This window comes from Hymenobacter cyanobacteriorum, assembly GCF_022631375.1.
In the GTDB taxonomy this organism is placed as follows: domain Bacteria; phylum Bacteroidota; class Bacteroidia; order Cytophagales; family Hymenobacteraceae; genus Hymenobacter; species Hymenobacter cyanobacteriorum.
Genome location: NZ_JALBGC010000004.1, coordinates 151,960 through 178,156, shown reverse-complemented (window position 1 = coordinate 178,156; position 26,197 = coordinate 151,960). Strand labels below are relative to the sequence as shown.

General features: G+C 62.4%; 25 protein-coding genes. 15 read left to right on the top strand and 10 right to left on the bottom strand.

What is annotated here, in order from left to right:
* Positions 1-49: 49 nt before the first annotated feature.
* The 6 genes from ftsY to MON38_RS14845 form a co-directional block, all read right to left on the bottom strand.
* Positions 50-1,021, bottom strand: a complete 972-nt coding sequence (gene ftsY / locus MON38_RS14870; RefSeq protein ID WP_241936970.1) for a signal recognition particle-docking protein FtsY — start codon at positions 1,019-1,021, stop codon at positions 50-52.
* Between the two features lie 100 nt (positions 1,022-1,121).
* Positions 1,122-1,286 (bottom strand): DUF4295 domain-containing protein, encoded by a 165-nt coding sequence (locus tag MON38_RS14865; RefSeq protein ID WP_083322258.1) that lies wholly within the window; start codon positions 1,284-1,286, stop codon positions 1,122-1,124.
* A gap of 8 nt (positions 1,287-1,294) precedes the next feature.
* A complete protein-coding gene (gene rpmG / locus MON38_RS14860; protein ID WP_035567317.1) occupies positions 1,295-1,477 on the bottom strand; it encodes a 50S ribosomal protein L33 in 183 nt (60 codons plus the stop codon).
* A 259-nt stretch (positions 1,478-1,736) separates the two neighbouring features.
* A complete protein-coding gene (locus MON38_RS14855) occupies positions 1,737-3,437 on the bottom strand; it encodes an aminopeptidase P N-terminal domain-containing protein (protein WP_241936969.1) in 1,701 nt (566 codons plus the stop codon).
* Between the two features lie 212 nt (positions 3,438-3,649).
* Positions 3,650-3,889, bottom strand: a complete 240-nt coding sequence (gene rpmB / locus MON38_RS14850; RefSeq protein ID WP_044003635.1) for a 50S ribosomal protein L28 — start codon at positions 3,887-3,889, stop codon at positions 3,650-3,652.
* A gap of 85 nt (positions 3,890-3,974) precedes the next feature.
* Positions 3,975-4,157, bottom strand: coding sequence for a C1orf53 family protein (locus tag MON38_RS14845; RefSeq protein WP_241936968.1), 183 nt, complete (start codon positions 4,155-4,157; stop codon positions 3,975-3,977).
* 78 nt (positions 4,158-4,235) lie between these two features.
* On the opposite strand from MON38_RS14845, the gene MON38_RS14840 reads away from it, so the two are divergent.
* From MON38_RS14840 to MON38_RS14805, 8 genes are all read left to right on the top strand, one after another.
* Complete coding sequence (locus tag MON38_RS14840) at positions 4,236-4,745, top strand: hypothetical protein (RefSeq protein ID WP_241936967.1); 510 nt, start codon at positions 4,236-4,238, stop codon at positions 4,743-4,745.
* Between the two features lie 60 nt (positions 4,746-4,805).
* Positions 4,806-6,062, top strand: a complete 1,257-nt coding sequence (gene rocD / locus MON38_RS14835; protein WP_241936966.1) for an ornithine--oxo-acid transaminase — start codon at positions 4,806-4,808, stop codon at positions 6,060-6,062.
* Positions 6,063-6,155: 93 nt separating this feature from the next.
* Positions 6,156-7,295, top strand: coding sequence for an NAD(P)/FAD-dependent oxidoreductase (locus MON38_RS14830; RefSeq protein WP_241936965.1), 1,140 nt, complete (start codon positions 6,156-6,158; stop codon positions 7,293-7,295).
* A 483-nt stretch (positions 7,296-7,778) separates the two neighbouring features.
* Positions 7,779-7,970 (top strand): hypothetical protein, encoded by a 192-nt coding sequence (locus MON38_RS14825; RefSeq protein WP_241936964.1) that lies wholly within the window; start codon positions 7,779-7,781, stop codon positions 7,968-7,970.
* A 103-nt stretch (positions 7,971-8,073) separates the two neighbouring features.
* Entirely contained in the window at positions 8,074-9,060 is a 987-nt protein-coding gene (hemB, locus tag MON38_RS14820) for a porphobilinogen synthase (RefSeq protein ID WP_241936963.1), read from the top strand.
* 204 nt (positions 9,061-9,264) lie between these two features.
* On the top strand, positions 9,265-10,365 hold the full coding sequence (locus MON38_RS14815; RefSeq protein ID WP_241936962.1) for a transglutaminase domain-containing protein: 1,101 nt from the start codon (positions 9,265-9,267) through the stop codon (positions 10,363-10,365).
* A 29-nt stretch (positions 10,366-10,394) separates the two neighbouring features.
* Positions 10,395-10,901, top strand: coding sequence for a GNAT family N-acetyltransferase (locus MON38_RS14810; RefSeq protein ID WP_241936961.1), 507 nt, complete (start codon positions 10,395-10,397; stop codon positions 10,899-10,901).
* A 23-nt stretch (positions 10,902-10,924) separates the two neighbouring features.
* A complete protein-coding gene (locus MON38_RS14805) occupies positions 10,925-11,620 on the top strand; it encodes a DUF92 domain-containing protein (protein ID WP_241936960.1) in 696 nt (231 codons plus the stop codon).
* 31 nt (positions 11,621-11,651) lie between these two features.
* On the opposite strand, the gene MON38_RS14800 is transcribed toward MON38_RS14805, so the two are convergent.
* A complete protein-coding gene (locus MON38_RS14800) occupies positions 11,652-13,052 on the bottom strand; it encodes an APC family permease (RefSeq protein ID WP_241936959.1) in 1,401 nt (466 codons plus the stop codon).
* 145 nt (positions 13,053-13,197) lie between these two features.
* Between MON38_RS14800 and MON38_RS14795 the strand changes: the two genes are divergently transcribed.
* The 5 genes from MON38_RS14795 to MON38_RS14775 all read left to right on the top strand — a co-directional run bounded on the left by MON38_RS14795 (position 13,198) and on the right by MON38_RS14775 (position 18,321).
* Entirely contained in the window at positions 13,198-14,145 is a 948-nt protein-coding gene (locus tag MON38_RS14795) for a cation diffusion facilitator family transporter (protein ID WP_241936958.1), read from the top strand.
* An 85-nt stretch (positions 14,146-14,230) separates the two neighbouring features.
* Positions 14,231-15,160, top strand: a complete 930-nt coding sequence (locus tag MON38_RS14790) for a cation diffusion facilitator family transporter (RefSeq protein ID WP_241936957.1) — start codon at positions 14,231-14,233, stop codon at positions 15,158-15,160.
* Between the two features lie 165 nt (positions 15,161-15,325).
* Positions 15,326-16,255, top strand: a complete 930-nt coding sequence (locus MON38_RS14785) for a cation diffusion facilitator family transporter (protein WP_241936956.1) — start codon at positions 15,326-15,328, stop codon at positions 16,253-16,255.
* A gap of 245 nt (positions 16,256-16,500) precedes the next feature.
* Entirely contained in the window at positions 16,501-17,709 is a 1,209-nt protein-coding gene (locus MON38_RS14780; RefSeq protein ID WP_241936955.1) for an amine oxidase, read from the top strand.
* 117 nt (positions 17,710-17,826) lie between these two features.
* Positions 17,827-18,321 carry a methylated-DNA--[protein]-cysteine S-methyltransferase gene (locus tag MON38_RS14775; RefSeq protein ID WP_241936954.1) on the top strand — a complete coding sequence of 165 codons (495 nt, stop codon included), beginning with the start codon at positions 17,827-17,829 and terminating at the stop codon, positions 18,319-18,321.
* Between the two features lie 129 nt (positions 18,322-18,450).
* Here MON38_RS14775 and MON38_RS14770 read toward each other — a convergent pair whose 3' ends face one another.
* The gene (locus tag MON38_RS14770) at positions 18,451-19,341 is read right to left on the bottom strand and encodes an alpha/beta hydrolase (protein WP_241936953.1); all 891 of its coding nucleotides are present in this window, start codon (positions 19,339-19,341) and stop codon (positions 18,451-18,453) included.
* 196 nt (positions 19,342-19,537) lie between these two features.
* Between MON38_RS14770 and MON38_RS14765 the strand changes: the two genes are divergently transcribed.
* Both MON38_RS14765 and MON38_RS14760 read left to right on the top strand, forming a co-directional pair.
* The gene (locus MON38_RS14765; RefSeq protein WP_241936952.1) at positions 19,538-20,308 is read left to right on the top strand and encodes a tetratricopeptide repeat protein; all 771 of its coding nucleotides are present in this window, start codon (positions 19,538-19,540) and stop codon (positions 20,306-20,308) included.
* Positions 20,309-20,384: 76 nt separating this feature from the next.
* Positions 20,385-21,122, top strand: coding sequence for a hypothetical protein (locus MON38_RS14760; RefSeq protein WP_241936951.1), 738 nt, complete (start codon positions 20,385-20,387; stop codon positions 21,120-21,122).
* Between the two features lie 85 nt (positions 21,123-21,207).
* On the opposite strand, the gene MON38_RS14755 is transcribed toward MON38_RS14760, so the two are convergent.
* Both MON38_RS14755 and MON38_RS14750 read right to left on the bottom strand, forming a co-directional pair.
* On the bottom strand, positions 21,208-23,220 hold the full coding sequence (locus MON38_RS14755; protein WP_241936950.1) for a M4 family metallopeptidase: 2,013 nt from the start codon (positions 23,218-23,220) through the stop codon (positions 21,208-21,210).
* Between the two features lie 237 nt (positions 23,221-23,457).
* The gene (locus tag MON38_RS14750; RefSeq protein ID WP_241936949.1) at positions 23,458-25,875 is read right to left on the bottom strand and encodes a M4 family metallopeptidase; all 2,418 of its coding nucleotides are present in this window, start codon (positions 25,873-25,875) and stop codon (positions 23,458-23,460) included.
* Positions 25,876-26,197: the final 322 nt, after the last annotated feature.

Here is a 26,197-nt window from a genome sequence, read left to right as displayed (position 1 = left end):
GGCCGGTAGTATCCGGACAGGGCGGGCCGTTGCCTTGAGCAGCATTTACTTATTTCTTGAACAGCGAATTCACGAACGTGTGCCGGTCGAACAGCTGCAAATCGGTCATCTTCTCGCCCACCCCAATGTAGCGCACCGGAATGCTGAACTGGTCGGAAATGCCAATCACCACGCCGCCGCGGGCCGTGCCGTCGAGCTTGGTGATGGCTAGGGCCGTGACTTCGGTGGCTTTGGTGAACTCCTTGGCTTGCAGAAAGGCATTCTGGCCGGTGCTGCCATCAAGTACCAGCAGCACCTCGTGCGGCGCGTCGGGAATCATCTTCTGCATCACGCGCTTGATTTTGCTCAGCTCGTTCATCAGGTTCACCTTATTATGCAGGCGGCCGGCGGTATCGATGATGACCACATCGGCGCCCATTTCCACACCCTTTTTCACAGCGTCGAAAGCCACCGAGGCCGGGTCGGTATTCATGCCGTGGCTCACCACCGGCACGCCCACGCGCTGCCCCCAGATGATGAGCTGGTCAACCGCCGCGGCGCGGAAGGTATCGGCCGCACCCAGCACTACTTTCTTGCCGGCCGAGTGAAACCGGTGCGCGAGCTTGCCAATGGTGGTGGTTTTGCCCACACCGTTCACGCCCACCACCATAATCACGTAAGGCTGGCCGGAATTGCCGGCGCTGTCGAGCACGGCCGTAGAGCCGGACTTGTTATCCTCCAGCAGGCCGGCGATTTCCTCGCGCAGGATGCGGTCGAGCTCGCCGGTGCTCACGTACTTGTCGCGCGCCACCCGGGCCTCAATGCGGTCGATGACCTTCACGGTGGTTTCGATGCCCACGTCGGCGTGCACCAGCATGGTTTCCAGGTCGTCGAGCACGGCTTCGTCCACGGTGCTTTTGCCCACCACGGCCTTGCTCAGCTGCTCGAAAAAGTTGGTTTTGGTTTTTTCCAGGCCGGCATCAAGCGAGGCTTGCTGGGCAGGAGTTTCCTTGTCCTTTTTAAAAAAATCGAAGAGACCCATAGAGAGGGAAGAAATTGGAGCGGGGCAACACCCCTACACGCAAAAAGTCCCACGAAGGTGGGACTTTTTAAACTTTCAACGAAGCCGCAGCGGCCCGCAACTATTTGTTGCCGGTAGCCAGGTACTCCTGCACTTTGTCGAGCAGCACCATTTCCTCGCGGAAGGTGTAAGCACCGGTTTTCTCCGATTTCACGGCCCGAATCACCTTCGCCCAGTTCTTGGCGTTCTCGGTGGTTTTCAGCGTAGCAACTACTTTCTTAGCCATTGTTCAGGTTATTTAATTTCCTTGTGAACGGTCATTTTCTTGAGGATGGGGTTGAATTTCTTCAACTCGATGCGCTCGGGGGTGTTCTTGCGGTTCTTGGTGGTGATGTAGCGCGAGGTGCCCGGCATCCCCGAGGTTTTATGCTCGGTGCATTCCATGATAACCTGCACCCGGTTTCCTTTCTTGGCCATCTCGACGGGGGTGTGTGTTTTTAAATTTAGGACTGCAAAGGTACGGGGATTTTTGGAAACAGCAAAGCAACTCTACGCAACTTTCAGTCGGCGAAGCAGAACGGGCGGAATCGTGCGCTGTAAGAACGTCATGCAGAGCGTAGCGAAGCATCTTTGCCGCAATAGGTAAACCAATCGTTTTTGATTGCGTTGCGCGGTAAAGATGCTTCGCTACGCTCTGCATGACAGGCTGCTGTTGCGTTCAGTGGTTGCCAAACAGCTACTTCAACTCCGGCAGCTTAAAGTTTTCCAGCGCGCTGGGCTCAGCCATCAGCTTCTCAATATCGGCCACGGTGCGCGGGGCTTCGGCCGAGAGGTTCTCGTAGCCGGTGGCGGTAATCAGGGCGTCGTCTTCGATGCGCACGCCGATGTTCCACCACTTGGGGTCGCAGGGCGAGCCGGCGGGGATGTAAATGCCGGGCTCGACGGTGATGACGTTGCCGGCCTGGAGCGGGCCGTAGCTGCCACGGTCGTGCACATCGAGGCCCAGGTAGTGGCTGGCGCCGTGCGGGTAGTACTTGCGGAAATCTTCTTTCTTTTTGATGATGCCGAGCTTTTGCAGGCCGGCGGCCACTACTTCCTGGGTGGCTTTGTTGGGCGCATCGAAGGGCGCGCCGGGCTTGCAGGCGGCGAAACCGGCCTCCTGGGCAGCCAGCACCAGCTCGTAAATCTGGCGCTGGGCGGGGCTGAACGTGCCGGAGGGCGGGGCGGTGCGCGTCACATCGGCCGAGTAGCCGTGGTATTCGGCGCCGCAGTCCATCAGCACGAGGTCGTTGTCGAGGCGCTGGCGGTCGTTGGTTTCGTAATGCAGGATGCAGCCGTTGGCCCCGCCGCCCACGATGCTGGGGTAGCCCTGGAACTCGGCGCCGTAGCGGCGGTACACGTACTCGTGCAGGCCCTGCACCTCCATTTCGCCCATGTCGGGACGCATCAGCTTCAGCACCTCGCGCTGGGCCTGGGCGCTGATGCGGACGGCCCGGCGCAGCAGTGCCAGCTCCTCGGGCGTTTTGACGGCGCGCAGGCCGTCGAGCTTCTCGCCCAGCGTGGCATCGTCGAGGCGGCCGGGCGGGTGCGCGTCGATGGCGGCTTTGCGGGCCGCGTCGGTGGTGGCGGCAACGTAGTCGCGTATCAGCGGAGAATTGCCCAGCGCGGGGTTTTCCTTTATCTGGCTGGTCAGATACTCGGCAAAACCTTTGGAGCGCGTGAGGCCGAAGCGCCGGATGCCGGCTTCCCATTCGCTCACGGCCGGGTTGTAGTCGGCTGGCACGCTGGCCTGCTGCCGAAACGTGGCCACCAGGTTGTGCAGGTCGGCGGGGTTGCGGGCGTCGTCGCGGGTATCGGTGGGCAGGTTATCGAACAGCACTTTGTCGAAATCAGCCCACTTGAGGCCCGAGGCGGCAAAGTCGGTATCGTCGGCCGCGTACTGCACGGCCAGCTGGTTTTTGGCCCCGGCGGCGCCAAGGCGGCGGCCCGTCCATTGCTCGCGGGCGGGGTTGCGGGGCTGGGTGAACAGGGCTTCCGTCACGTCCGGCCGGCCGCCCACGGTGCGCGGCTCGGCGAAAAGCAGCAGCACCGCGTCGGGCTCCTCGTAGCCGGTGAGGTAGTGGAAATCGGGGTTCTGGTGGTACACAAAATCCACGTCGTTGGCGCGGTTGCGCACCGGGGCGGCAAACACCACGGCCACGCTGTGCGGCGGCAGCTGCGCCCGCAACAGCTCGCGCCGCTGCTTGTGGAAGGCCGGTGTGAGGAAATCGGTGGGCCGGGCCGGGGCCGGATATTCCACGATGGGCTCGGGAATGGAAGTGGGTGCTTGGGCCGCCACGGGCAGCGCGCCCAGACTCAGACAGCCGCTCAATAAAACGTAAGCCGCCCGTCGCGTGGGCAGGCCCAAAACCGCTTGGGCGTAGAATGGAAACCGCATAACAAGCTACTTGCTGATGAATGACTACCTCGAAGCAAGATAGCCGCCAACAGACAAAGCCAGCGCCGCTACAGTTGCCGGAGAGACAACTGTAGCGGCGCTGGCTTTGTACTTGCGTACTCGGTGGTGAGTAGTTGGTAGTCCGATTATCGAAGCAGTGCCGGCATCATTTCTGACCACCGGCTACTCAATATCGAGCACCAACAAATCAGCTAGTAAACGATGAAGCCCTGCTCCTTGGCCTTCTTCAGGACCGACATGATGCCGTTCTTGTTGATGGTGCGGATGGTGGAAGTCGCTACTTTCAGCGTCACCCAGGCGTCCTGCTCGGGGATGTAGAAGCGCTTTTTCTGCAGGTTCGGATAGAACTTGCGCTTGGTCTTGTTGTTAGCGTGCGAAACGTTGTTACCAACGCGGGTACGCTTGCCGGTCAAATCACAAACACGGGCCATGATATCGGAGGGTTAAATTTTATACAAAGCAGGGAAACGGGCCGCAAATATCGGCAAAAGTCTGGCATTCACCAAACACCCCGCGCTATTTCCGGTCGGATGCGCCCTCAGGGCCTGATTTGGGCCGAAATTTCCAGGGGCAATGGCGGCAGCCGCTCTGGCAGCAGCTGCCCCGGCGGCGGTGGTACTGCTCGGTGAAGACGAGGTAGCCTTCGGGCGTGTAGTAGAAATCGCCGGGCTGGAGCGGCTGGGGTTTGGGCGGAGGCATAAGGGAATCAAAGGTAAGCCGGTGGGTGTTGAACCAAGTTCAGGCCGTATATTGCTCCTGAAACCTCCTATTTATTCTATGAAAACGCCTAGCTACTTTGCGCTGCCGCTGTTAGCCCTTCTGGTTACGGGAAATGTAAAAACGGCCGCTGCGCAGGGTGTAGCGCCGGTGGTACTGACGGCGGCCACGGCCCCGGCGGGCGTGCGGCCGGCGCTGGCCCGCGAAGAAACGGCCCTGGCCGACCCGGTGCGCGAGGCGTTGCGCACGCTGCCGCAGGCGAAAAAGAAGTTTCTGGCCGGCCTGCCCGAGGGCGACCAGTTCCTGCTCTCGGTGCGGGTGGCGGCTTCGGATACGAGCTTCCGGCAGGCATTGGCGCGGGTGCTGGGCTGGCGCGGCAACACCGTGCAGGCCCTGCTGCTGCCCGAAGCGGCCGACTCAGCCACACCCGCCGAGCCCATGCCGGTGAGCTTCCCCGAAACGGCCGTGGTGGACTGGACGCTGCTGCGGGCCAGCGGCCGCGAGGAAGGCAACTACGTGGGCCGCTACAACGAGACGGCCGCGCAGGTAGAAGGCATGCGGCTGCGGTAGCAACTGAACGGGCGGGGCGAAAATCCGTAATTTCGGGCCTCACCAATTCCCGCCCCTGCAATGTCCGCCACCACCTCCTCCCCCACCGCCACCTCGGCCCGCGCCGCCGAGCTCATGCAGCTCGAAGACCAGTACGGCGCCCACAACTACCACCCGCTGCCCGTGGTACTGAATCGGGGCGAAGGTGTGCACTTGTGGGACGTGGACGGCAAGCAGTATTTTGACTTCCTCTCGGCCTATTCGGCCGTGAACCAGGGCCACTGCCACCCGCGCATCATTGCGGCGCTCACGAAGCAGGCGCAGCAGCTCACGCTTACGTCGCGGGCGTTTTTCAATGACCAACTGGGGGCGGCGGAGAAGCAGCTGTGCGAGCTGTTTGGCTACGACAAGGCCCTGATGATGAATTCCGGGGCCGAAGCCGTGGAAACGGCCTTGAAGCTGGCCCGCAAGTGGGGCTACCAGGAAAAGGGCATTGCCCCAAACATGGCCCAGATTGTGGTGGCCGAGCATAATTTTCACGGGCGCACCACGGGCATCATCTCCTTCAGCACCGATGGTGACAGCACGGGTGGCTTCGGGCCCTACATGCCGGGTTACCGGGTGGTGCCCTACAACGACGCCGAGGCGTTGGAAGAGGCCCTGCGCGACCCGCATGTATGCGGCTTTTTGATTGAGCCCATCCAGGGCGAGGCCGGCGTGATGGTGCCCGACGCAGGCTACCTGGCCAAAGCCGCCGCCAGCTGCAAAGCGCACAAGGTGCTGCTGATTACCGACGAAATTCAGACCGGGCTGGGCCGCACCGGCAAGCTGCTGGCCTGCGACCACGAGGGCGTGCGCGGAGATATTCTCATCTTGGGCAAGGCCTTGAGCGGCGGCGTGCTGCCGGTGTCGGCGGTGCTGGCCGATGACGAAATCATGCTTACGATTCAGCCCGGGCAGCACGGCTCCACGTTTGGCGGCAACCCGCTGGCCTGCGCTGTGATGCGCGCCGCGCTGGACGTGCTCATCGACGAGAAGCTCGCCGACAACGCTGCCCGGCTGGGCGAAATCTTCCGTGAGCGGATGCGCCAGGTGCAGGCCCAGCGCCCCGAAGTGGTGGACTTGGTGCGCGGCAAAGGCCTGCTGAATGCGGTTGTCATCGTGCCCGCCGCCGATGGCCGCACCGCCTGGGACGTGTGCGTGACGCTGATGGAGCGCGGCGTACTGGCCAAGCCCACGCACGGCGACATCATCCGCTTCGCCCCGCCGCTGGTGATTACCGAAGAACAATTGCACGCCGCCTGCGATGTGATTGCGGAAGTGATTCTGGCCTTCTAAACGCAAGGTTTCGCAAGGTTAGAAGAGGTTTCGCTAGGTTTGTTGTTTCGCTGATTTCATCCATCGGCTCACCTCGCGAAACCTCTTTTAACCTTGCGAAACCTTGCGCTATCGTACTGGGAACACCAGTCCTTCTTCGGCCCGGCCGATGTGGCCATTATCGGCGCGGGGCTGGTGGGGCTGACGGCGGCCCTGTACCTGAAGCAACTACGGCCGGCCTGGCGCGTGGTGGTGCTGGAGCGCGGGCCACTACCCAGCGGCGCCAGCACGAAAAATGCCGGCTTTGCCTGTTTTGGGTCGATTTCGGAATTGATTGAACAGGAAAAGCGCGGCGACTTGCAGGCCGTGGTGGCCGCGCGCTGGGCCGGGCTGGCCCGCCTGCGCGAGTTGCTGGGCGATGCCGCGCTCGACTACCAGCTGGTGGGCGGCTACGAGCTATTCCGGCACGAAGAAGCGGCATTGGCAGCCGAATGCCGCGACAAAATCGACTACTTCAATGCCTTGCTGGCCCCGGTGGTGGGCCACGCCCAAACCTTTCGGGATGCCAGTGCGCAGGCTGGGCAGTTTGGCTTTAGCGGCGTGGGCACGCTGCTGAAGAATGAGCACGAGGGCAGCCTCGATACCGGCCGCATGATGCGCGCCCTGCTGGCCCGCGCCTGGGCCGCCGACGTGCCGGTGCTGACCAACTGTGCGGTGGAAGCCATTGAGAATTCCGCCAATGGCCACCAACTGCACCTCGCCAACGGCGCGACCGTGACCGCCGGGCAGGTGCTGCTGGCCACCAACGCCTTCGCCACTGAGCTGCTGCCGGAGCTGGCCGTAACGCCCGGCCGCGGCCAAGTGCTGGTGACGGAGCCGCTGCCCGACATGCGACTGCTCGGCACGTTTCACTACGACCACGGCTACGCCTATTTCCGGCAGCTGCCCGACCACCGGATTCTGCTGGGCGGCGGCCGCAACCTCGATTTTGAAGCGGAGGCAACGACGGAGCCAGGCCTCACGCCTGCTGTGCAGACTTACCTCGAAAACCTGCTGGGCGAGGTGATTGTGCCCGGCCGGCAGCCGCGCATCGACTACCGCTGGAGTGGGGTAATGGGATTCGGGCCGGCGCTGGCACCCATCATCGATTGGGTGCGGCCGGGCGTGCTGGCCGCCGTGCGCTGCAACGGCATGGGCGTGGCGCTGGGGGCCGGCACCGGCTGGCAGGCAGCCACGAAACTGGTCGCCGGGTAGCGGAAACCGGCCAATCTTCGTACAGCCCAACGCCGACCATATTTCCGGCTTTCCCTTATGCTTTCTCTTACTTTTTCCCGCTTGTTCAACGTGCGCCTACTGGTAGTGCTGATGGCTTTTAGCGGCTTGGCCAGCGGCTGCCAGAGCAGCCGGCCAAGCTTTTCGTTTCAGCCCATTGGGCTGCGAGCGGCAACGCCGATTGCGCGGGCGACCATAGCCCCGCCCAGTGCTTCTAAAGCGGCTGTTGCGGCATCCGCACCTTCTGCGGCGGGGCTTCCATCGGTGGCATCCATTAGTGAGCAAAAGCCTGCCCGGCTCCTACCTGAAGCACTGGTAAAAGCACCAGCACCGGCCGCAGTTCAATCGCAACTTGTGCCGTCGGCGCCGCCCATGCCGTCGCAGCTTTCAGCATCAGTACCGGCTCAAGTAGCTGCAACTACCAACGCTACCCAAAGCCGGGCTTCCGCTCCATTCCGGCGGCATTTGCTGCACCGGGCGCACGCGCCGGCGCGGCAGGGGCTGGGCCTCACGGTGCTGGGGCTGCTGGGCATGGTGGCGCTGGTGGTGGCCCTGGTTGGGCTGGCCATCAGTGGCGGGGGCGTGGGCTGGATTATCACGGCGGCGGTGGCGGCGGGTGTCGTGTTGCTGGCCTACCTCGACCCGGGCGGGCATTAATTGGCCGGCCGGGCCGAACTTTGCGGGGCCGGGCGGCTTATTCAAGCTTCCCATTCATTTTCTCATTCGTACCGGCCGGGCTGAGGTCGGTTTTATGCCGCTTATGCTCCCTACTCACCGCCCCCGCCGCAACCGCAAGTCTGCCGTCATTCGTGACATGGTGCAGGAAACCCGCCTCACCGCGCACGATTTCATCTACCCCGTCTTCATCACCGAAGGCCATAACCAGACCGAGGAAATCAAGTCGATGCCCGGCATCTTCCGCTTCACGGCCGACCGCGTGATTGATGAAATCGGGCAGTGCGTGGAGCTGGGCGTGAAAGCCTTCGCGCCCTTCCCCAACATCAACGAAGTGCTGAAGGACCCGATGGCCCGCGAAAGCACCAACCTCGAAGGCCTCTACCTGAAAACAGTGGCCGACATCAAGCGCCAGTTCCCCGAAGTGGTGCTGATGACCGACGTGGCCATGGACCCCTACAGCTCCGATGGCCACGACGGCGTGGTAGACCCCGATTCGGGCGAAATCCTCAACGACCCCAGCCTCGAAGTGCTGGGCCAGATGGCCCTGGCCCAAGCCCGCGCCGGCGCCGACATCATCGGCCCGAGCGACATGATGGACGGCCGCGTGGCCTGGATTCGGCGGGTGCTGGACGAGAACGGCTTTTCGCACGTCAGCATCATGAGCTACACAGCCAAGTATGCGTCGGCGTTTTATGGCCCGTTCCGCGATGCGCTGTCGTCGGCGCCCAAGAAGGGCGACAAGAAAAGCTACCAGATGAACCCCGCCAACCGCCTCGAAGCCCTGCGCGAGCTGGCTTTGGACGAGGCCGAAGGCGCCGATATGGTGATGATTAAGCCCGCGTTGAGCTACCTCGACATCATTCGGGAGGTGAAAAACCACACCCACCTGCCCGTGACGGCCTACAACGTGAGCGGCGAGTACGCCATGATAAAAGCCGCCGCCCAGAACGGCTGGGTCGACGGCGAGCGCACCATGATGGAGGTGCTCATGAGCATCAAGCGTGCCGGGGCCGATGCCATTCTGACTTACTTCGCCAAGGAAGCTGCTGCCGTGCTGCGGCGGGGGTAGGCGGAGATTCTCGGCCACAAAAATGGGCAAATTCGGGCGGCAATGCCACCGAATTTGCCCATTTTTGTGGCCTGGCTTTCTTCTGCTAACTTGCTTATTGCGATGCCTGTGTCATTCTGCCGTTTTCCGATATTGGCACTGGCGGGCTGGGCTTGCTTGGCGCAAACCGCCTGGGCGCAACCGGGCAGGCCCAAGCCCGCGCACTTGTTGCCGCTATACCGGGCCGTGGATGCCCGCATGCGGCAGGTACCCGATTCGGCGGCCCGCACGGTGGGTGGGCTGACGCGCTTTATTGCCACGGCCTTTCAATCGGAGGACGAGCGGGCGCGGGCGGCCTTCGTATGGGTGGCCCGCAACATCCGCTACGACGTGGACAACCGATACGTGCTGGACTCGCGCCCCGAACACGCCACAACGGTGCAGGAAACAATGGACCAACGGCGTGGCGTGTGCCAGCACTACGCCGAGCTGTATAGCGCACTGGCCAACCAGGCGGGCGTGCTTACCTACGTGGTGCCCGGCTACACCAGCTTGCGCGACCCGCTGGGCCACGCTTGGTGTGCCAGCCGCATTGCGGGCCAGTGGTGGCTGATGGACCCGACCTGGGCCGCCGGACACCTGGCGAACGAGACGTTTATTCCGGAATTCAACGACGCGTATTTTCGGGTGGCACCGGCCGTTTTCATCGCCACCCACATGCCCTTCGACCCGCTGTGGCAGCTGCTGCCGGCGCCACGCACGCCGCAACAGTTTCAGCTGGGCACGCAGCCGCCCGCACCGGACGAGCCCTTTGCCTTTGCCGATTCGGTGGCCGCCTACGCCCGCCAGAGTCCTGAGCAGCAGTTGCGGAACATCGCCCGGCGCGTGGAGCAAAACGGCGTGAAGAATGACCTCACGTTTAATTTCCTGCTTCACAACCGCCAAGCGTTATCCAACCAGTTTGTCAGCACGTTCAATGCGGCCGTTGATGCCTCCAACGCGGGCATCAGGGATTTCAACGCGTTCATCGTTTTTTTTAATCACCGGTTTTTGCCGCACCGGTCCGACGAAGAACTGCAGCAGCTGCTCGTGCCCGTGGCAGCGCACTTGGCCAAAGCGCGCCGCCTGCTGGCCACGGCCCACCCCGCTACGCCCGACCAACAGGTTGCGCTGGCCGAGTATCTGACCTCTTTGCAGCGGCTCGAAACCAGGCTGCACGATAGCCAGGCTTTTACCGAGCGGTACCGGCATACCACCAAAATTATGCGGCTCATGCTCTTCAGTAATTCCGCCGCCACGGGGTCGCTGACACAGTCCAACGATTAACTCGTCACCACTTAATACTTGCTTGCCCCGTGCCCATAACCCGCCGCGCTACCCTAGCCGACCTACCCGCTATTCTTGCCCTGGTGCGCCGCGTGGTGCCGCTGATGCAGGCCAGCGGCAACTTCCAATGGTCGGTCGACTATCCGAATGAGGCCGTTTTTCGGGCCGACATCGAGCACAACCACCTTTGGGTGGCCGAACTGGACGGAGCAATAGCTGGCGTGGCTGCCCTCACGCAGGACCAGGACGAGGAATATGCCCAAGCCGACTGGGACGTAACCCAGCCTGCCCTCGTGACGCACCGCCTGGCCGTGGACCCGGCTGCGCATGGCCGCGGCGTGGCGCTGGCGCTGATGGAGCAAGCCGAAAAACAGGCTACAGCGGAAGGATTGCACGTTTTGCGCGTCGACACCAACTCCGAAAATGCCGCCACGCAACGGCTTTTCCCTAAGCTGGGCTACCGGTTTGCGGGCGAGATTACGCTGGCGTTTCGGCCGGGGCTGCGGTTTTTCTGCTACGAGAAACGACTTGGGTAATGGAATTGATTCGGTTCGGTCTGGTGGTTCTTCTGCTGGGGGCGGGCATGTTCTACAGCGTACGGGCCGGCAAGCTGACTATGGCTGCTGCCTGCACTGGCGGCGTGCTGGGCCTGTTGATTTACCTCGGCAGTGGCTTTGCCGGCTTGGCACTGCTGGCGCTGTTTTTCGCATTGGGCACGGCCGCCTCCGGCTGGCGCGTGGCCGACAAGCGCCGCCTCGGCCTGGCCGAGGAAAACAAGGGCCGCCGCACGGCCGGCCAGGTGGTGGCCAATGCCGGTGTGGCCGGCCTGCTGGGCTTACTGGCCTGGCAATACCCGCCCGCCGCACCGCTGGCCGGCCTGATGCTGGCTGGCAGCTTCGCCGCCGCCACGGCCGACACGCTTTCGTCCGAGCTGGGCAATGTGTACGGGCGGCGCTACTACAATATCCTCACGCTGCGGCCCGATGCGCGCGGCCTTAATGGCGTGGTAAGCCTGGAAGGCACGGCGCTGGGGCTGGCGGGCTCGGCGGTGCTGGCGGCGGCCTATTGTAGTAGCTTCGGCTGGAACGGAACCTTTGGCTGGCTGCTGGTGGCGGGCACGGCCGGCAACCTGATGGATTCGGTGCTGGGCGCGACGCTGGAGCGGCGCGGGTGGCTGAGCAACAATGCGGTGAATTTCATCAATACCCTGACCGGCGCGCTGCTGGCAGGCGGGCTGGGGTGGTGGCTGGGCTAGTGTGGGGCGTTTTTCAGCTGTTAATTAGCTGCTACAGCCCAAACGGCCAGCGTTTCTGGCTTCGGCTCCAGAGCAGGAAAGCGCCGGTGCCCAGCGCCATCATGCCCAGCGCGGCTACCTGGAAATACAGTTTGAAGTGTACGCCGCCCCACGTCACCTCGGCCGGCGCAATGCCCACGAACACGAACAGCCACACGATGATGGCCAGAATGACGGGCAGCGGGTAGAGCGGCATTTTGAAGGGCAGCGCGCTGGTGCCGCGCCGCTTCCGCAGCAGCATCAGGCCCACGGCCTGGCCCACGAACTGCACCAGAATGCGCATGGCCAAGATGGCCGAAATCACCTCGCCCAGCCGGAACAGCAGGCTGAACACGAAGCCCACGCCGCCCAGCAGCAGCAGCGACACGTACGGGAACTGCTTGGTGGGGTGCAGCTTGCCGAAGATGGGCAGAAACTCGCCGTCGGCCGCCGCCGCGTAGGGAATGCGCGAGTAGCCCAGCAGCACCGCAAACAGCGAGGCAAACGCCACCAGCAGCACCATGGCCGTGGCAATGGTAGCCGCCGTGGGCCCGTAGAGCCGCTCCATAAACACGCTGATGATGAACTGCGACTTGTCGCCGGCGCTGGCCTGCCAGCTCTGTACTTCCTGCCAGCCGATGACCGTGCCCACGCTCCAGTTCAGCAGCAGGTACAGCGCCGCGATGCCCAGAATGCTCAGAAAAATGCTGCGCGGAATTACCTTTTCCGGGCCTTTGATTTCGGCGCCGAGGTGGCACACGTTGTAGTAGCCGAGGTAGGAATAGATGGTTTTGACGGCCGCCTGGCCCATAGCGGCCGAAATGAGCAGTCCCGGCAAGGCCGAGAACCCGCCGCTCGGGAAAATATCGACGTGGTGGTTGGGGTGCGTGACGCCGCCGAAAATCAGCCAGCCCATCAGGCTCAGCACGCCCACCCACAGGGCCACGCCCAGCTTGCCAATGTCCTCGATGCGGCGGTAGAGCAGTACAATCAGCAGCAGCACCACGGCGCCGGCCACGGCTTTGGGCTGCCACCACTCGGTCATCGGCACGAGGTAGCCGAAGTATTGGGCGAAGCCAATGGCCCCCGAGGCCAGTACCAGCGGCGACTGAATGAGCGTTTGCCACACGTAGAGAAACGACATGTAGCGGCCCCACTTCTGCTCGCCGTAGGCCAGCTTGAGGAAGCGGTAGCTGCCGCCGGCTTCGGGGTAGGCCGCGCCCAGCTCGCTCCAGATGAGGCCATCGACCGAGGCCAGGGCCGCGCCCACCAGCCAGGCCAGCAGGAAATTCGGCCCCATGAAGCCCATCACGAGCGGCAGGGTGACAAAGGGGCCAATGCCCACCATGTCAATCATATTTAGCGCGGTGGCTTGAACCAGGCCGAGGCGGCGCTGCAAAGTAGGTGCGGACATGGGGGCGAAAGTAGCGCGGACTTTTAGTCCGCGCCGGATAACGGCCGGACTCGCGGACTACAAAGTCTGCGCTACATCTCACCAACCCTGCCGCTACGGCCCCGTAAGCCCGACCAGTAATTCATCGAACCTTCATCAACTTTTCATGGCGGGCAGCTCTTCTAAAATTGTCGTGTACGGGGCCATTGGGGCCAACCTGGCCATTGCCGTTTCCAAGTTTGTGGCGGCGGGCTTCACCGGCAGCGCGGCCATGATGTCGGAAGGCATTCATTCGCTCGTCGACAGCGGCAACGGCTTGCTCATTCTGCTGGGCATGAACCGCAGCGCCCGGCCCGCCGATGCCCGCCATCCCTTCGGCTACAGCAAGGAAATCTACTTCTGGACGGTGATTGTGGCGGTTTTAATCTTTGCCGTGGGCGGCGGCATGTCGCTCTACAAAGGCTACCAGTACATCCGCAACCCCGCCCCGCTCACCGACCCGACGTGGAACTACTGGGTGCTCGGGCTGGCCATCGTGTTCGAGGGCGTGGCCTGCACGCTGGCCTACCGCGAGTTCCGCAAAACGCAGGGCGAGCAGGGCTTCTGGCAGGCCCTGCGCACCAGCCGCGACCCGGCCGTGTTCGCCATTCTGCTCGAAGACCTGGCCGCGCTGGTGGGCCTCGTCATTGCGCTGGCCGGCATTTTCTTCGGGCATTTGCTCAATAATCTGTACTTCGACGGCGCCGCCTCTATGACCATTGGGGCGCTGCTGGTAGGCATGGCCGTGTTCATGCTGAAGGAATCGAAGGGCCTGCTGGTGGGCGAAGGCGCCAGCCCCGAGGTGCTGCGCAACCTGGAAACCCTGGCCCGCCAGGATGCCGCCGTGAGCCAGCTGCGCGCCCCGCTCACGATGTACCTCGGCCCCGCCGACGGCATTCTGGCCCTCGACATTGCCTTCCACGACCACCTCACGGCCGTGGAAGTGGAGGAAGCCGTGCAGCGCCTGCAAACGGCCGTTAAAGCCCGGTACCCCGAGTTCCGGCAGATTTTTATCGAAGCTTCGTCGCTCGTCGGGCATGCGGAAAGGGCTGGAAATGCCGCGCGGACTTTGTAGGCCGCGCTGCGTTTCATCCATTCGCGGGCCACAAAGTCTGCGCTACTTTCCAACACCTCCCCAGCCTCCCGCGTAAAGCCCCGCCATGAGTTCGCCCAACAGTTCCAAGTTTGCCATTTACGGGGCCATCGCGGCCAACGTCGCCATTGCCATCAGCAAGTTTGTGGCGGCGTATTTCACCGGCTCGTCGGCCATGCTCTCGGAGGGCATCCACTCGCTCGTCGACAGCGGCAACGGCATCCTTATTCTCTACGGCGTGCACCAGGCTGGGAAGCCGGCCGATGCCCGCCACCCCTTCGGCCGCAGCAAGGAGCTGTATTTCTGGGCCCTGATTGTGGCCATTCTGGTGTTTTCGGTGGGCGGCGGCATGTCGTTCTACGAAGGCATCGAACACCTCAAGCACCCCGCGCCCATCACCGACCCCACCTGGAACTACGTGGTGCTGGGCCTGTCGCTGGTGTTCGAGGGCATTTCCTGCTTCCTGGCTTTCAAAGCCTTCAATGCCGACCGGGGCGACACGGGCTTCTGGGAAACCCTGCGCCGCAGCAAAGACCCGTCAGTATTCGCCATTCTGCTCGAAGACCTGGCCGCCCTGCTGGGCCTGACCATTGCGCTGCTGGGCGTGTATTTCGGCCACTTGCTGAACAACCCCTACCTCGACGGCTCGGCTTCCATTGCCATTGGCCTGCTGCTGGTGTGCGTGGCCCTGTTTCTCATCTACAAAACCAAGCGCCTGCTGGTGGGCACCGGCGTCGACGACGAAACCATCGACGACATCGAGAAAATCGTGAAATCCCAGCCCAACATCGAGCAGCTGGGCCCGCCGCTCACCTCCTACCTCGGCCCGGCCGACGTCATTCTGGCCCTCGACGTGGAGTTTTCGTCGAAGCTGTCGGCCAATGAGATAGAGCTGGCCATCGATAAAATCCAGGACGACATCCGGGCCAAATACCCGGAAATGAAACGGATTTTCGTGGAAGCCAAGTCGCTGTCGAGCCGGCCCACAGCAGCATAGACCGATACCAGAACGTCATGCAGAGCGCAGCGAAGCATCTTGCGTGTGGCAGTAATTCTCTCCCTTGCGATTGGATTACCACCACAAGCGAGATGCTTCGCTGCGCTCTGCATGACGTTCTTTGAATTCTTTACGACCGATAGTACACAATCCTACCCCCGCCGCATGGCCAACGCTAACGCTTCCAAACTTTCCCTCTACGGCGGCATTGCCGCCAACATCGCCATTGCCATCAGCAAGTTTGTGGCGGCGTATTTCACCGGCTCGTCGGCCATGCTCTCGGAGGGCATCCACTCGCTCGTGGATACCGGCAACAGCGGCTTGCTGCTCTACGGCACCGCCCAAAGCCAGCGCCCACCCGATGCCGAGCACCCCTTCGGCCACAGCAAGGAACTGTATTTCTGGGGCCTGATTGTGGCCGTGCTCATTTTTGCCATTGGCGGCGGCATGTCGTTCTATGAGGGCATCAAGCACATTCAGCACCCCGAGCCCATTGAAGACGCGGGCTGGAACTACGTGGTGCTGGGCCTGTCGTTTCTGTTCGAGGGCATTGCGTTTTACCTCTCCGTGAAGGCCCTGCTGGCCCAGTCGACGGGCAACATCGGCTTCGTGAAGATGCTGCGCACCAGCCGCGACCCGGCCGTGTTTGCCTCCGTGATGGAAAACCTAGCCGCGCTCGTTGGCCTGGCCATTGCCGGCCTGGGCGTGTTTTTGGGCCATTTGCTGAACAATCCGTACTTCGACGGGGGCGCTTCCATTGCCATTGGCCTACTGCTGATGCTGGTGGCCATTTTTCTGGTGGGCCGCACCAAGGGCCTGCTGGTGGGCGCGGGCGTGGATGCGCCCACCCTGGCCAACCTCGAACGCATTGCCCGCGACCAGCCGCAGGTGCGCGAAATCCGCTCGCCCCTCACCATGTACCTCGGCCCGAACGATGTCATCATGGCCCTCGACGTGGACTTTGCCGACAACCTGAGCTCAAACCAGGTGGCCGCGGCCGTGGAGGAGCTGCAGGATGCCATCCGCCGGGAGCACCCCGAGGTGCAGCGCATTTTCATCGAGGCGAAGAACCTGGTGCCGGCAGCAGAGAAATAGTGCATGCCCTACAAAATAGAACGTCATGCAGAGCGCAGCGAAGCATCTCGCGTGTGGCAGTAACTCAATCTTCATTGGTTAGTGGTGGCACGCAAGATGCTTCGCTGCGCTCTGCATGACGTTCTGGTGACGTTCTGCGAAGCTCAACCTTAACCTCAGCTGCCTTTTTTCGGTTTAAGCTATACCTTGCCCGCGTCGGCCTCACCAGCCGGCGCGGGCATTCGCACTCCTACGACCTTCCTGCTATGGCCAACTTTTCCCCCGAAACCAGCCCCTTCAAGTCCTTTTGGTGGGGCGGCTACGAATGCACCGACCAGCTCAACGCCTTCGGCAACCGCGTCGATTTTCTGCCCCTCACCGGCCACCTGCAGCTGATTGACGAAGACTACGCCGCCCAAAAGCCGTTCAATATTGGAACCGTGCGCGAGGGCATTCGCTGGGCGATGATTGAGAAAACGCCCTACCACTACGATTTCAGCACCGTGCAACTGATGCTGGACGCCGGCCAGCGCCACGGCGTGCAGCAAATCTGGGACCTGTGCCACTTCGGCTACCCCGATGACCTCACGCCGCTGCACCCCATGTTTGCCCGGCGCTTTGCCGCGCTCTGCCGCGCTTTCGTGGATTTCTACCGCTCGCAGCGGCCCGACGACGTTCTCATCGTCACGCCCATCAACGAGGTGAGCTTCATTTCGTGGCTGGGCGGCGATGCCAACGGCACCGCCCCCTACTGCCACGGCCAGGGCTGGCGCGTGAAGTACGGCCTGATGCGCGCCTACATTGAGGGCAGCTACGCCCTGCGCGAGGCCGACCCCAGCATCCGCCTGCTCACCACCGAGCCGCTCATCAGCATCAGCCCGCCGCCCAACGCCTGGCCCCAGCACCGCCGCGAGGCCCGCGAGGCGCACCACAACCAGTTCCAGGCCACCGATATCCTCTGCGGCCGGCTGTGCCCCGAGCTCGGCGGCAGCCCCGAGCTGCTCGACATCGTGGGCTTCAACTACTACTACGACAACCAGTGGCAGCTCCACCCCTACCAGAAGCTGGGCTGGAACGACACCGTGATGGACCCGCGCTGGGTGCCGCTGCACAAGCTGCTGCGCAAGGCTTACCAGCGCTACGGCCGCCCCTTCGCTATTACCGAAACCAGCCACCCCGGCGTGGACCGCCCCCTCTGGTGGCGCATGATTGCCGACGAGTGCGCCCAGGTACTGCGCAAGGGCCTGCCCCTGCAGGGCGTGTGCATCTACCCGCTCATCGACCGCCCCGACTGGGACCATACCGACCAATGGCACCAGTCCGGCCTCTGGGATGCCGACCTTTCGCAGCCCGGCCCGGCTCGCGTGCTGCACCAGCCCAGCGCCGAAGCCCTGCTGCAGGCCCAGGCCGTGGTGAGCGCGGCCAAGGCTCCTCGCCGCCGGCTGCTGCTGCCCCAGTTGCCAGAGCTGTTGTAGAGACGCACTACTTTGCGTCTCGTTATTCGCGCCGCGTGGCTGTCGCTCAACAGTATTCGCTCTTCGCAAGTCGTTCAGCGAAGAGACGCAAAATGCTGCGCCTCTACTTTTGCTAACATGACGAATCCCGCCACTGCCACGCTGCTCACGCCCCTCGGCTCGCTGGCCCTTACCGGCTCCGAGGCGGGCCTGAGCGCCGTCACGTTTCTCGATGAAGCGGCCGAGGCTACTGCTGCCGGCAACGTCCCGGCCTGCCTGCGCCCGGCCCACGAGCAGCTGCAGGCTTACTTCAACCGCGAGTTGCGGGAGTTCAACCTTACTTACGCCCCCACTTTCGGCACCGACTTCCAGCGGCAGGTGTGGCAGGCGCTCACCGGCATCGGCTACGGCCGCACCGCCTCCTACTTCGACGTGGCCAAGCTGCTGAATAATCCGAAATCGGTGCGGGCTGTGGGTGCGGCCAACGGCCAGAACCCGCTGGCCATCGTGTGGCCCTGCCACCGCGTCATCGGGGCCGATGGCAGCCTGACGGGCTACGCCGGCGGCATGCACCGCAAAAAGTGGCTGCTGGAATTTGAGCAGCCAACGCGCCAGGGCGGGCTGTTTGGGTGAGAAAGAGAAAGAAGAACGTCATGCTGAGCGCAGCGAAGCATCTTGCCCGCCAACACTAATCCAATCGAACGGATTACTGCCAGCACGCGAGATGCTTCGCTGCGCTCTGCATGACGTTCTTTTTCCCGTTTATCCGGCAGCCCCCACCAGCTTCAGCAGGCCCTGGTAGATGATGTTGTGCTGCCAATAGAGCTGCAGCACCATCGGCACGTGGTGCCGGCCGGGCAGCACGGTGTAGGCCGGGGCCTGCCCGGTGGCCTTCAGCCGGTCCCGAAACCGCGCCGAACTGCCGCTGATGCCCGGGTAGGTTTCGCCGCCGATGTAGAAGATGAACGGCGGCAGGTTGGGCTTAATCTTGTAAATGGCTGACACTTCCTTCCACACCGCCGGGTCGGTGCCGAAGGGAATTTTGTACTTGGCATCGCCCTCGTACTTCGATTCTTTAAGGTAGTTATACATGTCGAGCCCGGCCGGGTCGTCCATAATGGCCCCGCGCACCGGGTTTCGCGGCAGGCCGTTGCGGGCCAGCAATTCATCATCCGTAGCCAGCAGGGCCGCCAGGCCGCCGCCGGCCGAGTGCCCCATCACGAACACGCGTTGCGGGTCGCCGGCGTATTTTTTGATATTGGCCACAGTCCAGGCCAGGGCGCGGGCGCAGTCGGCGGCCTGCTCGGGCACGTGCACGGCGGGCGCGAGGCGGTAGTTCATCACCACGGCTACTACGCCCTGCTTGGCCAGCCGCCGACCCACAAAGCTGTAGAAGTTCTTGTTGCCGCTCGTCCAGCTGCCGCCGTGAATGAACAGCACCACCGGGTAGCCCGCCGCATTCGGGGACGCCTTTTTGGGCGAATACACGTCGAGCAGGTGGCGTTCCTTATCAAAATCGGGAGCCGAGGCGGGCACGTAGGCCACGTCTTTGGCGCGGTGGCTGGGGCGGGCCGCCACGTATTCGGTAGCCAGCACGACTACTACAATTGCCAGCAGCAATGCCACCGGAGTAAGCAACAGGAAACGACGCATTACAAGAACAAAACAGGGATAGCTGCCGCCGAAAGCCGGCGCAGTGGCCTCACCTACGCCCGGCAGCAGACAACAGTTTGCCCACCTTGCTGCCCGTGCCGCCCCTGATGCTTGGCGGCGTTGGCTTTATCTTTGTCAGAACCAGCCAGGGGGATTAATTCCCCCGGCCGCATCCTTCGTTCTTTATTTCCAATCCGTGTTGATTTCCGCTTCGCTAAAATCTGTTTCGCAGGCTCTGGGCGCTTTGCTGGTGCTGGGGCTGCTTGGGGCCGCACCTGCCCACGCTCAGCGTAAGAACCGTACCAGCGCTGCCAACCCCGATGGCAGCCTGGCGCCTGCTGCTGCCCCTTCGCCCCGTTCTGCCCGCCTGCAGCCGCTGTTCGGCGGCCTCACGCCGGCACAGGCCACCCAGGTTATCGGCGAAGCCCAGCTTAAAGCCATTACCGCCAGCTTTGCTTCGCCGGCCGAAGCCAGCGCCTTTTTCGCCACCAAGGGCTTCGAGTACCTGGGCGAAAACAAGCCCGATACCGCCACTTACCGGTTCAACCTGGCTTGGCTGCTCGACCCCAAAAATGCCGATGCCTACCGCGGTTTGGGCATCGTGGCCAGCAACCAGCCAACACCTGATGCGGCAATTAATCTGCTTACCACTGGCCTGGCCCTGGCCCCTGCCAATAGCCTGCTGCTGAGCGACCTGGGCACTAGCCACCTTATCCGTTACGGCCAAACCAAGAAGAAAAAGGACCTCACCGCCGGCCTCGACCTGCTGCAGCGCGCCACAACCGTCGCGCCAACCAATGCCAACGCCTGGCAGGAATTGGCGCGGGGCTACTACTACCAGGAGAAATACGCCGAAGCCTGGGCCGCTGTGCACAAAGGGCAGGCCATCAGCCCCGGCAGCCTCGACATTAACTTTATTTCTGACCTGCTGGCCAAGCTCCCCGACCCGCAAGGCACCTTCAAATAGGCCAGGCTACGTACCGGTTTCGGCCCGGCCCGCGTTAGCGCCGTATAGGCGGCCTTATTCACCAACAACCTCGCGTATGCGCTTTCGAGCATTTGTTTTGGGCCTGATGGCCACCAGCGCCCTGGCGGCTCGCCCGGCGGCTGCCCAGCACCAGCGGCAGGTGCGCCACTACAACTCCCAGGGCCGCCCCTATTACCAGGGGCCCCTGCACGTTACCCTGGCCGGGGGCACCGGCCTCTACAACGGCGACCTGGGCAACAGCCCCGGCGACAACTTCTTCGGCCTGGCCGGCAGCCTGGGGGTGCTCTACCGCCTCACGCCGCACCTGCACCTGGGCAGCGAGTTCACCTACGCACAGCTCGGTGCGCGCGACCACCTGCGCGAGCGCGGCCTGGCTTTCACCAGCAACAACGGCCTGGGCACGGTTTTTCTGCGCTACGATTTGCTGGCCGACGAGTCGGTCTTTGCCGCTTCCAACGGCGAGGCCCCCATCTTTCAGGTTTACGTGCAGGGCGGGGCGGGCCTGCTGCTCTACGACCCGCAGTCGTACCTGGGTACCAGCCGCTCGGGCAGCAGCACCGCGTTTTTTGCGCCCGAGCGCAACGATTACCCGGCCCTGGCCGGCGCCTTTCCGGTGGGCGCGGGCTTTAGTGTGCACCTGTTCGACCGCTGGCGCGCCGGCATCGAAGGCAACTACTATTTCACCACCACCGACCAGCTCGACGACATCAGCAACAAGCGCCTGGGCGGCGCTTCGGCCAATACCGACGGCTTCGGCACCCTCATGCTGAAGCTCGATTATTCGCTGGAATAGCCTGCCGCATACGCGCCGCCACCTAAGCCAAAAGGCCCGCCAGCAATGCTGACGGGCCTTTTTCGTTAACGCAACCCAGGTTCGGCTATTCCTTCACGAAGCGCTGACGGAAGGTCTGGCTGCCGTCGCTCACGTTGAGGAGGTACATGCCCTTGGCCAGGTTGCTCACGTCGAGCGTGCCATTGCCGTCGTAGCGGGCCGTCGTCACCGTCGCGCCGCGCAGGTCGCTCACGCGCACACTCACGATTTGGCTGTTGCCTTCGAGCAACATATGCAACTCGTTGGAAGCCGGCACGGGGTACAGGCTCAGCGCGTGGCTGTCGCTTGCGGTAAGCGAATTCACTTTGCTAGCCGCGGGGGCCGTGGTAGTCGTTTGGGCCACGAGTGCCGCGCCGGTGGTTACGCCCACGGCGTTCCAGGCGTTGGTGACGGCAGTTACCTGGGCCGAGCCGGCCCCGTACAGGTCCGTAGCGGCCTGGATGGAATAAGTGCGGGCCTGCGCGTAGGTCGAGCTGGCCACCATGTACACATCTTCCATGCGGAAGGTGATTTTCGCGGCGGCATCGAGGCCGAGGCCGGCAACCGAGAAGGCCACGCCTTTCTCGTTGGTCCCGGTTTTACCGTTGGCAATCAGGTAGTACCAGTAGTTGAGCACGCCTGAGTTGGTGTGCACGCCGCCGTTGTCGGAAGTGCCGGTGTACCAGTTAATACCCTTATAATAGTCGGGCTGGCCCTGCGACTTTGGGTCGCTCATCGAGCGCAGCGCAGCCTGCTGCTTGTCGATTTCCTCGCCAATCAACCAGGTCGACTTCGCTTTTACGCCGCCCGAGGTGAAACCCAGATTAGCCACGGCATACGCTTCAATCGACGCGCCCCAGATGTCGGACAAGCCTTCGTTCATGGCGCCCGACTCGCCGGAATAAGTCAGGTTGGCCGTGTTTTCGCACACGGCGTGGCCGATTTCGTGGCCGCACACGTCCAGCGCCGTCAGCGGGCGGAAACGGGTGGCCCCGTCGCCGTAGGTCATGCGCGTGCCGTCCCAGTAGGCATTCTCGTAGCTGCGGCTGTAGTGCACATAGCTCTTGATGATGGCCCCGGCGTTATCGTAGGAGTTGCGGCCGTGCACGTTTTTCCAGTAGTCATACGTCGCCTCAGCCCCCACATGGGCGTCGCCGGCCACGTTGTCGAAGGTGCTGTTGTTGTATTCGGCGGCCGTCCAGTTGTTGTCGGCGTCGATGAAGTCAACTGCGCGGGCATACTGGGTGCCCTTCTTCATGTTAAAAGTCTGAATGCCTAATCCGCGGCCGGTTTCGCGCAGGAAATAGCCGCCGGTGGTAGTGCCATCGGCAATCGAGCGGGTGCCGCTGTAGGCCGTGGCAAAGCTGCCGGTCGCGCTGGTGTGCTTGATGATATTATCCTGTTGCACCACCTCACCGGTGTGGGCATCAACGTAGATATAGGCGCGGCTCACCGGCTCCTGGGCATACACGTCGAATTTCCAGGCCAGGGTCAGTTGGTTTTTGCTTTCGGCGCGGGTGGCGCGGGCGTTGCGCACAATCACCAGTTCGCCCTGCGGGTAGTAGCTGGCCGACGACTTGCCGGTTTCCTGCTTCAGCAGGGTTTCCTCGCCCAAGTCCTGCCACATGTATTTGGTGGCGCCTACGTGGGCCATCGCGCGGGCCAAAGCGGCCGAAGCGCTCAGCGAAGGGCTGGTGCTGAGGCCGGAAATCTTCTCGATATCACCGCTGATGGATTCAATTGCGCCGCCTTTGCGGTGGGCCGTGTACTCGGCGTGCTCGACGCGCACGCCCTGGTAGTATTGGGCAAATTTTTCGTGGGTGAAACCCAACTGGTCGGTTTCGACGCGGGCGGCGCGCAGCTGGTCGCTGGTGCCTAGGGCCAGTTGCTGGCGCAGCACCTGCTCGGCGGCCACGCCACGGTAAGCGGCTTTGCCTTCGGCATTGAATTGAACCAGTACGGGTTGGCCGTCTTCACCCAATATTTTGTTGGCAACGCGGCGGGCATCCTGGGCCTGAGCTACTTGAGCCGTGAGCGAGGCGAGCAACAACAACGTTGCGGCAGAGTACTTGTTAATCATGTAGAGAAAGATTAAAAATGATTTTTTCAATTGTCACGCTATTTAGCCGACAATTATTTGACAAATTACCCAAAATTTTTAAATATTCAATAACAAATCACTAATACTAAAGCAATTTCCTGAATCAAGTCTTTTTATGGTGTGAAATTCCCTGACTTTCAGCTTGGTAATGCCAAAAACGCAAAAGAGCCACTGGCAGTGCCAGTGGCTCTTTTGCGTTTCAAGCTCAGATAAGACCTATTCCTTCACGAAGCGCTGGTGGTACACTTTCTCGCCGTCGCTCACGGTGAGGGTGTACATGCCCTTGGCGAGGCTGCCGATGCGCAGCGTGCCGTCGGCGAAGGTGGCACCTTCGACGCGGGCCCCGCGCAGGTCGTACACCGCTACGCTGCTGATGGTGGCGTTGTCGCTCAGCGTCAGGTTCAGCACATCGGTGGCGGGGTTCGGGTACAGGCTCAGGCTGCGAACTTCGGCGCGGGCCGTGGTGCCGGTGAGCGTAGTCGGCTCGCCCGTCAGCGGCGTAGCGCCGGTGATGTTCACGGTGTAGTCTTCGGTTTCGCCGTAGCTATAGCTGCCGCAGCTGGTGGTGGCCGAGTTGTCGCTCAGCACCACGCGCATGCGGGTGGTGCCGTTTTTGGCCGAGGTGGGCACCGTGAAGGCAAACGAGCGGTTGGTGGCGACCGAGCTGGCGGCCGCATTTACCACGAGTTCGCCGGCATCGGTGAACACGCCGTTCTTGTTGTAGTCGATGTACACTTTCACGTACTCCGAGTAAGCGGTACCCACGAAGCCAGCCGAAACGGTCACCGTCTGCGACGTGCCACCGGTGATGGTGGGCGCCGTCAGGGCCGTGCCATTGTAGTAGCCGGCATCGGCACCCGAGGTACGGGCCAACGTGCCCAGGGCCACGTAGTCGAGGTACTCATACGCTACGCTGGTGCCTTTGCTGGTGCAGTACGTAACCGTACCGCCGCCGCCACCACCGGCCGCAGCGCCCACGCCCACGGCAAACCAGGCGTTGGTCACGGCCGTCACCTGGGCCGAGCCCGCGCCGTACAGGTCCGTAGCGGCCTGGATGGCGTAGGTACGGGCCTGCGAGTAGGTCGAACTGGCCGTCATGTACACGCTCTCCATGCGGTAGGTGATTTTAGCCGCCGCATCGAGGCCCACGCCGGTTACGGTATAAGCACCGCCGCCTTCGTTGGTGCCCGACTTGCCCACGGCCAGAATGTAGTACCAGTGGTTGAGCACGCCCGAGTTGGTGTGCACGCCGCCGTTATCGGCCGTGCCGGTGTACCAGTACTGGCCTTTGTAGTAAGCCGGCTGGCCCAGCGACTTGGGGTCGCTCATCGAGCGCAGGGCGGCCTGCTGCTTGTCGATTTCCTCGCCAATCAGCCAAGTCGACTTCGCTTTCACGCCGCCCGAGGTGAAGCCCAGCGTGCCCACCGCGTAGGCCTCAATCGAAGCGCCCCAGATGTCGGACAGGCCTTCGTTCATGGCGCCCGACTCGTTCGAGTAGGTCAGGTTGGCGGTTTTTTCGCACACGGCGTGGCCGATTTCGTGGCCGCACACGTCCAGCGCCGTCAGTGGGCGGAAGCGGGTGGCCCCGTCGCCGTAGGTCATGCGCACACCATCCCAGTAGGCGTTTTCGTAGCCGGCACCGCCGGGCACGTCATCAAAGTGCACGTAGCTTTTGATGATGGCGCCGGCGTTGTCGAAGCTGTTGCGGCCGTGCACGTTCTTCCAGTAGTCGTAGGTGGCCTGGGCGCCCACGTGGGCGTCGCCGGCCACGTTGTCGAAGTTGGCGTTGTTGTATTCGGTCCAGCTGTTGTCGGCGTCGATGAAGTCGGTGGCCGAGGTATAGCTGTTGCTCTTTTTGCAGTTGAAGGTCTGGATACCCAGGCCGCGGGTGGTTTCGCGCAGGTAGTAGCCGCCGGTGGTAGTGCCGTCGGCGAAGGAGCGGGTGCCACTGTAGGCCGTGGCAAAGGTGCCGGTAGCGGCCGCGTGCTTGATGATGTTATCCGTCAGCACCACGTCGCCGGTGTGGGCGTTCACATACACGTAGGCGCGGCTGATGGGCGCGGCGGCGTACACGTTGAATTTCCAGGCCAGCACCTGCGGGCCGTTCTCCACGCGGGCGTCGCGCACAATCACCAGCTCGCCGGTGGGGCGGTAGGCTTCGGCGTTGGCTTCGCCGGTCTGCCACATGTATTTCTTCGCGCCTACTTTGTTCAGCGCCTGGCCCAGGGCCGCCTTTTCGCTTACCGAGGGCGTGACGCTCAGGCCCGAGATTTTTTCGAAGTCCCCGTTGATGCTTTCCACCGTGCCGGCTTTGCTGTGCACCAGGTAGTCGGCGTGCTCCACGCGGATGCCCTGGTAGTACTGGGCGAAGCGCTGGTGCACCATGCCGAGCTGGTCGGTATCGGCGGCGCGCTGCACCATCTGGTCGGCATTGGAGAGGGTCAGGTGCTGGCGCAGCACCTGGTCGCCGCTCAGGCCGCGCAGGGCGGCTTTGCCTTCGGCCGAAAACTGCACCAGCTCGGGCTGGCCGTCTTTGCCGACAACTTTATTGGCAATTTTTGCCGCATCTTGCGCCTGCGCCGAAGCGAAGGATGCGAACAACAACAAGGCCGCAGCCGAGTACTTATTGGTCATAAAAGTGAGGTTATGTTGGGAGTTGGTGAAAATGAGTATTTGTCAAGCCAAGACGCGTATTCTTGCGAATCGTTCGGCAATATCCCCGAATAATTTGAACTTTTCGTATTTCCTCATTAAAAATTCATTAATTATTTATTAAATTCATCATTTTACATCAATAGTTATATTAATTTTATTTACTGTTGCTACATCGATAATCAGCTTGATTATTCCAAGCCGACACGCGCGCACCGGCAATTATTTCCCTGAATACTGCAGCCGCCCTGGGCTTATCCGCAAACGCAAAAAAGGGCCACCAGCAATGCCGGTGGCCCTCTTT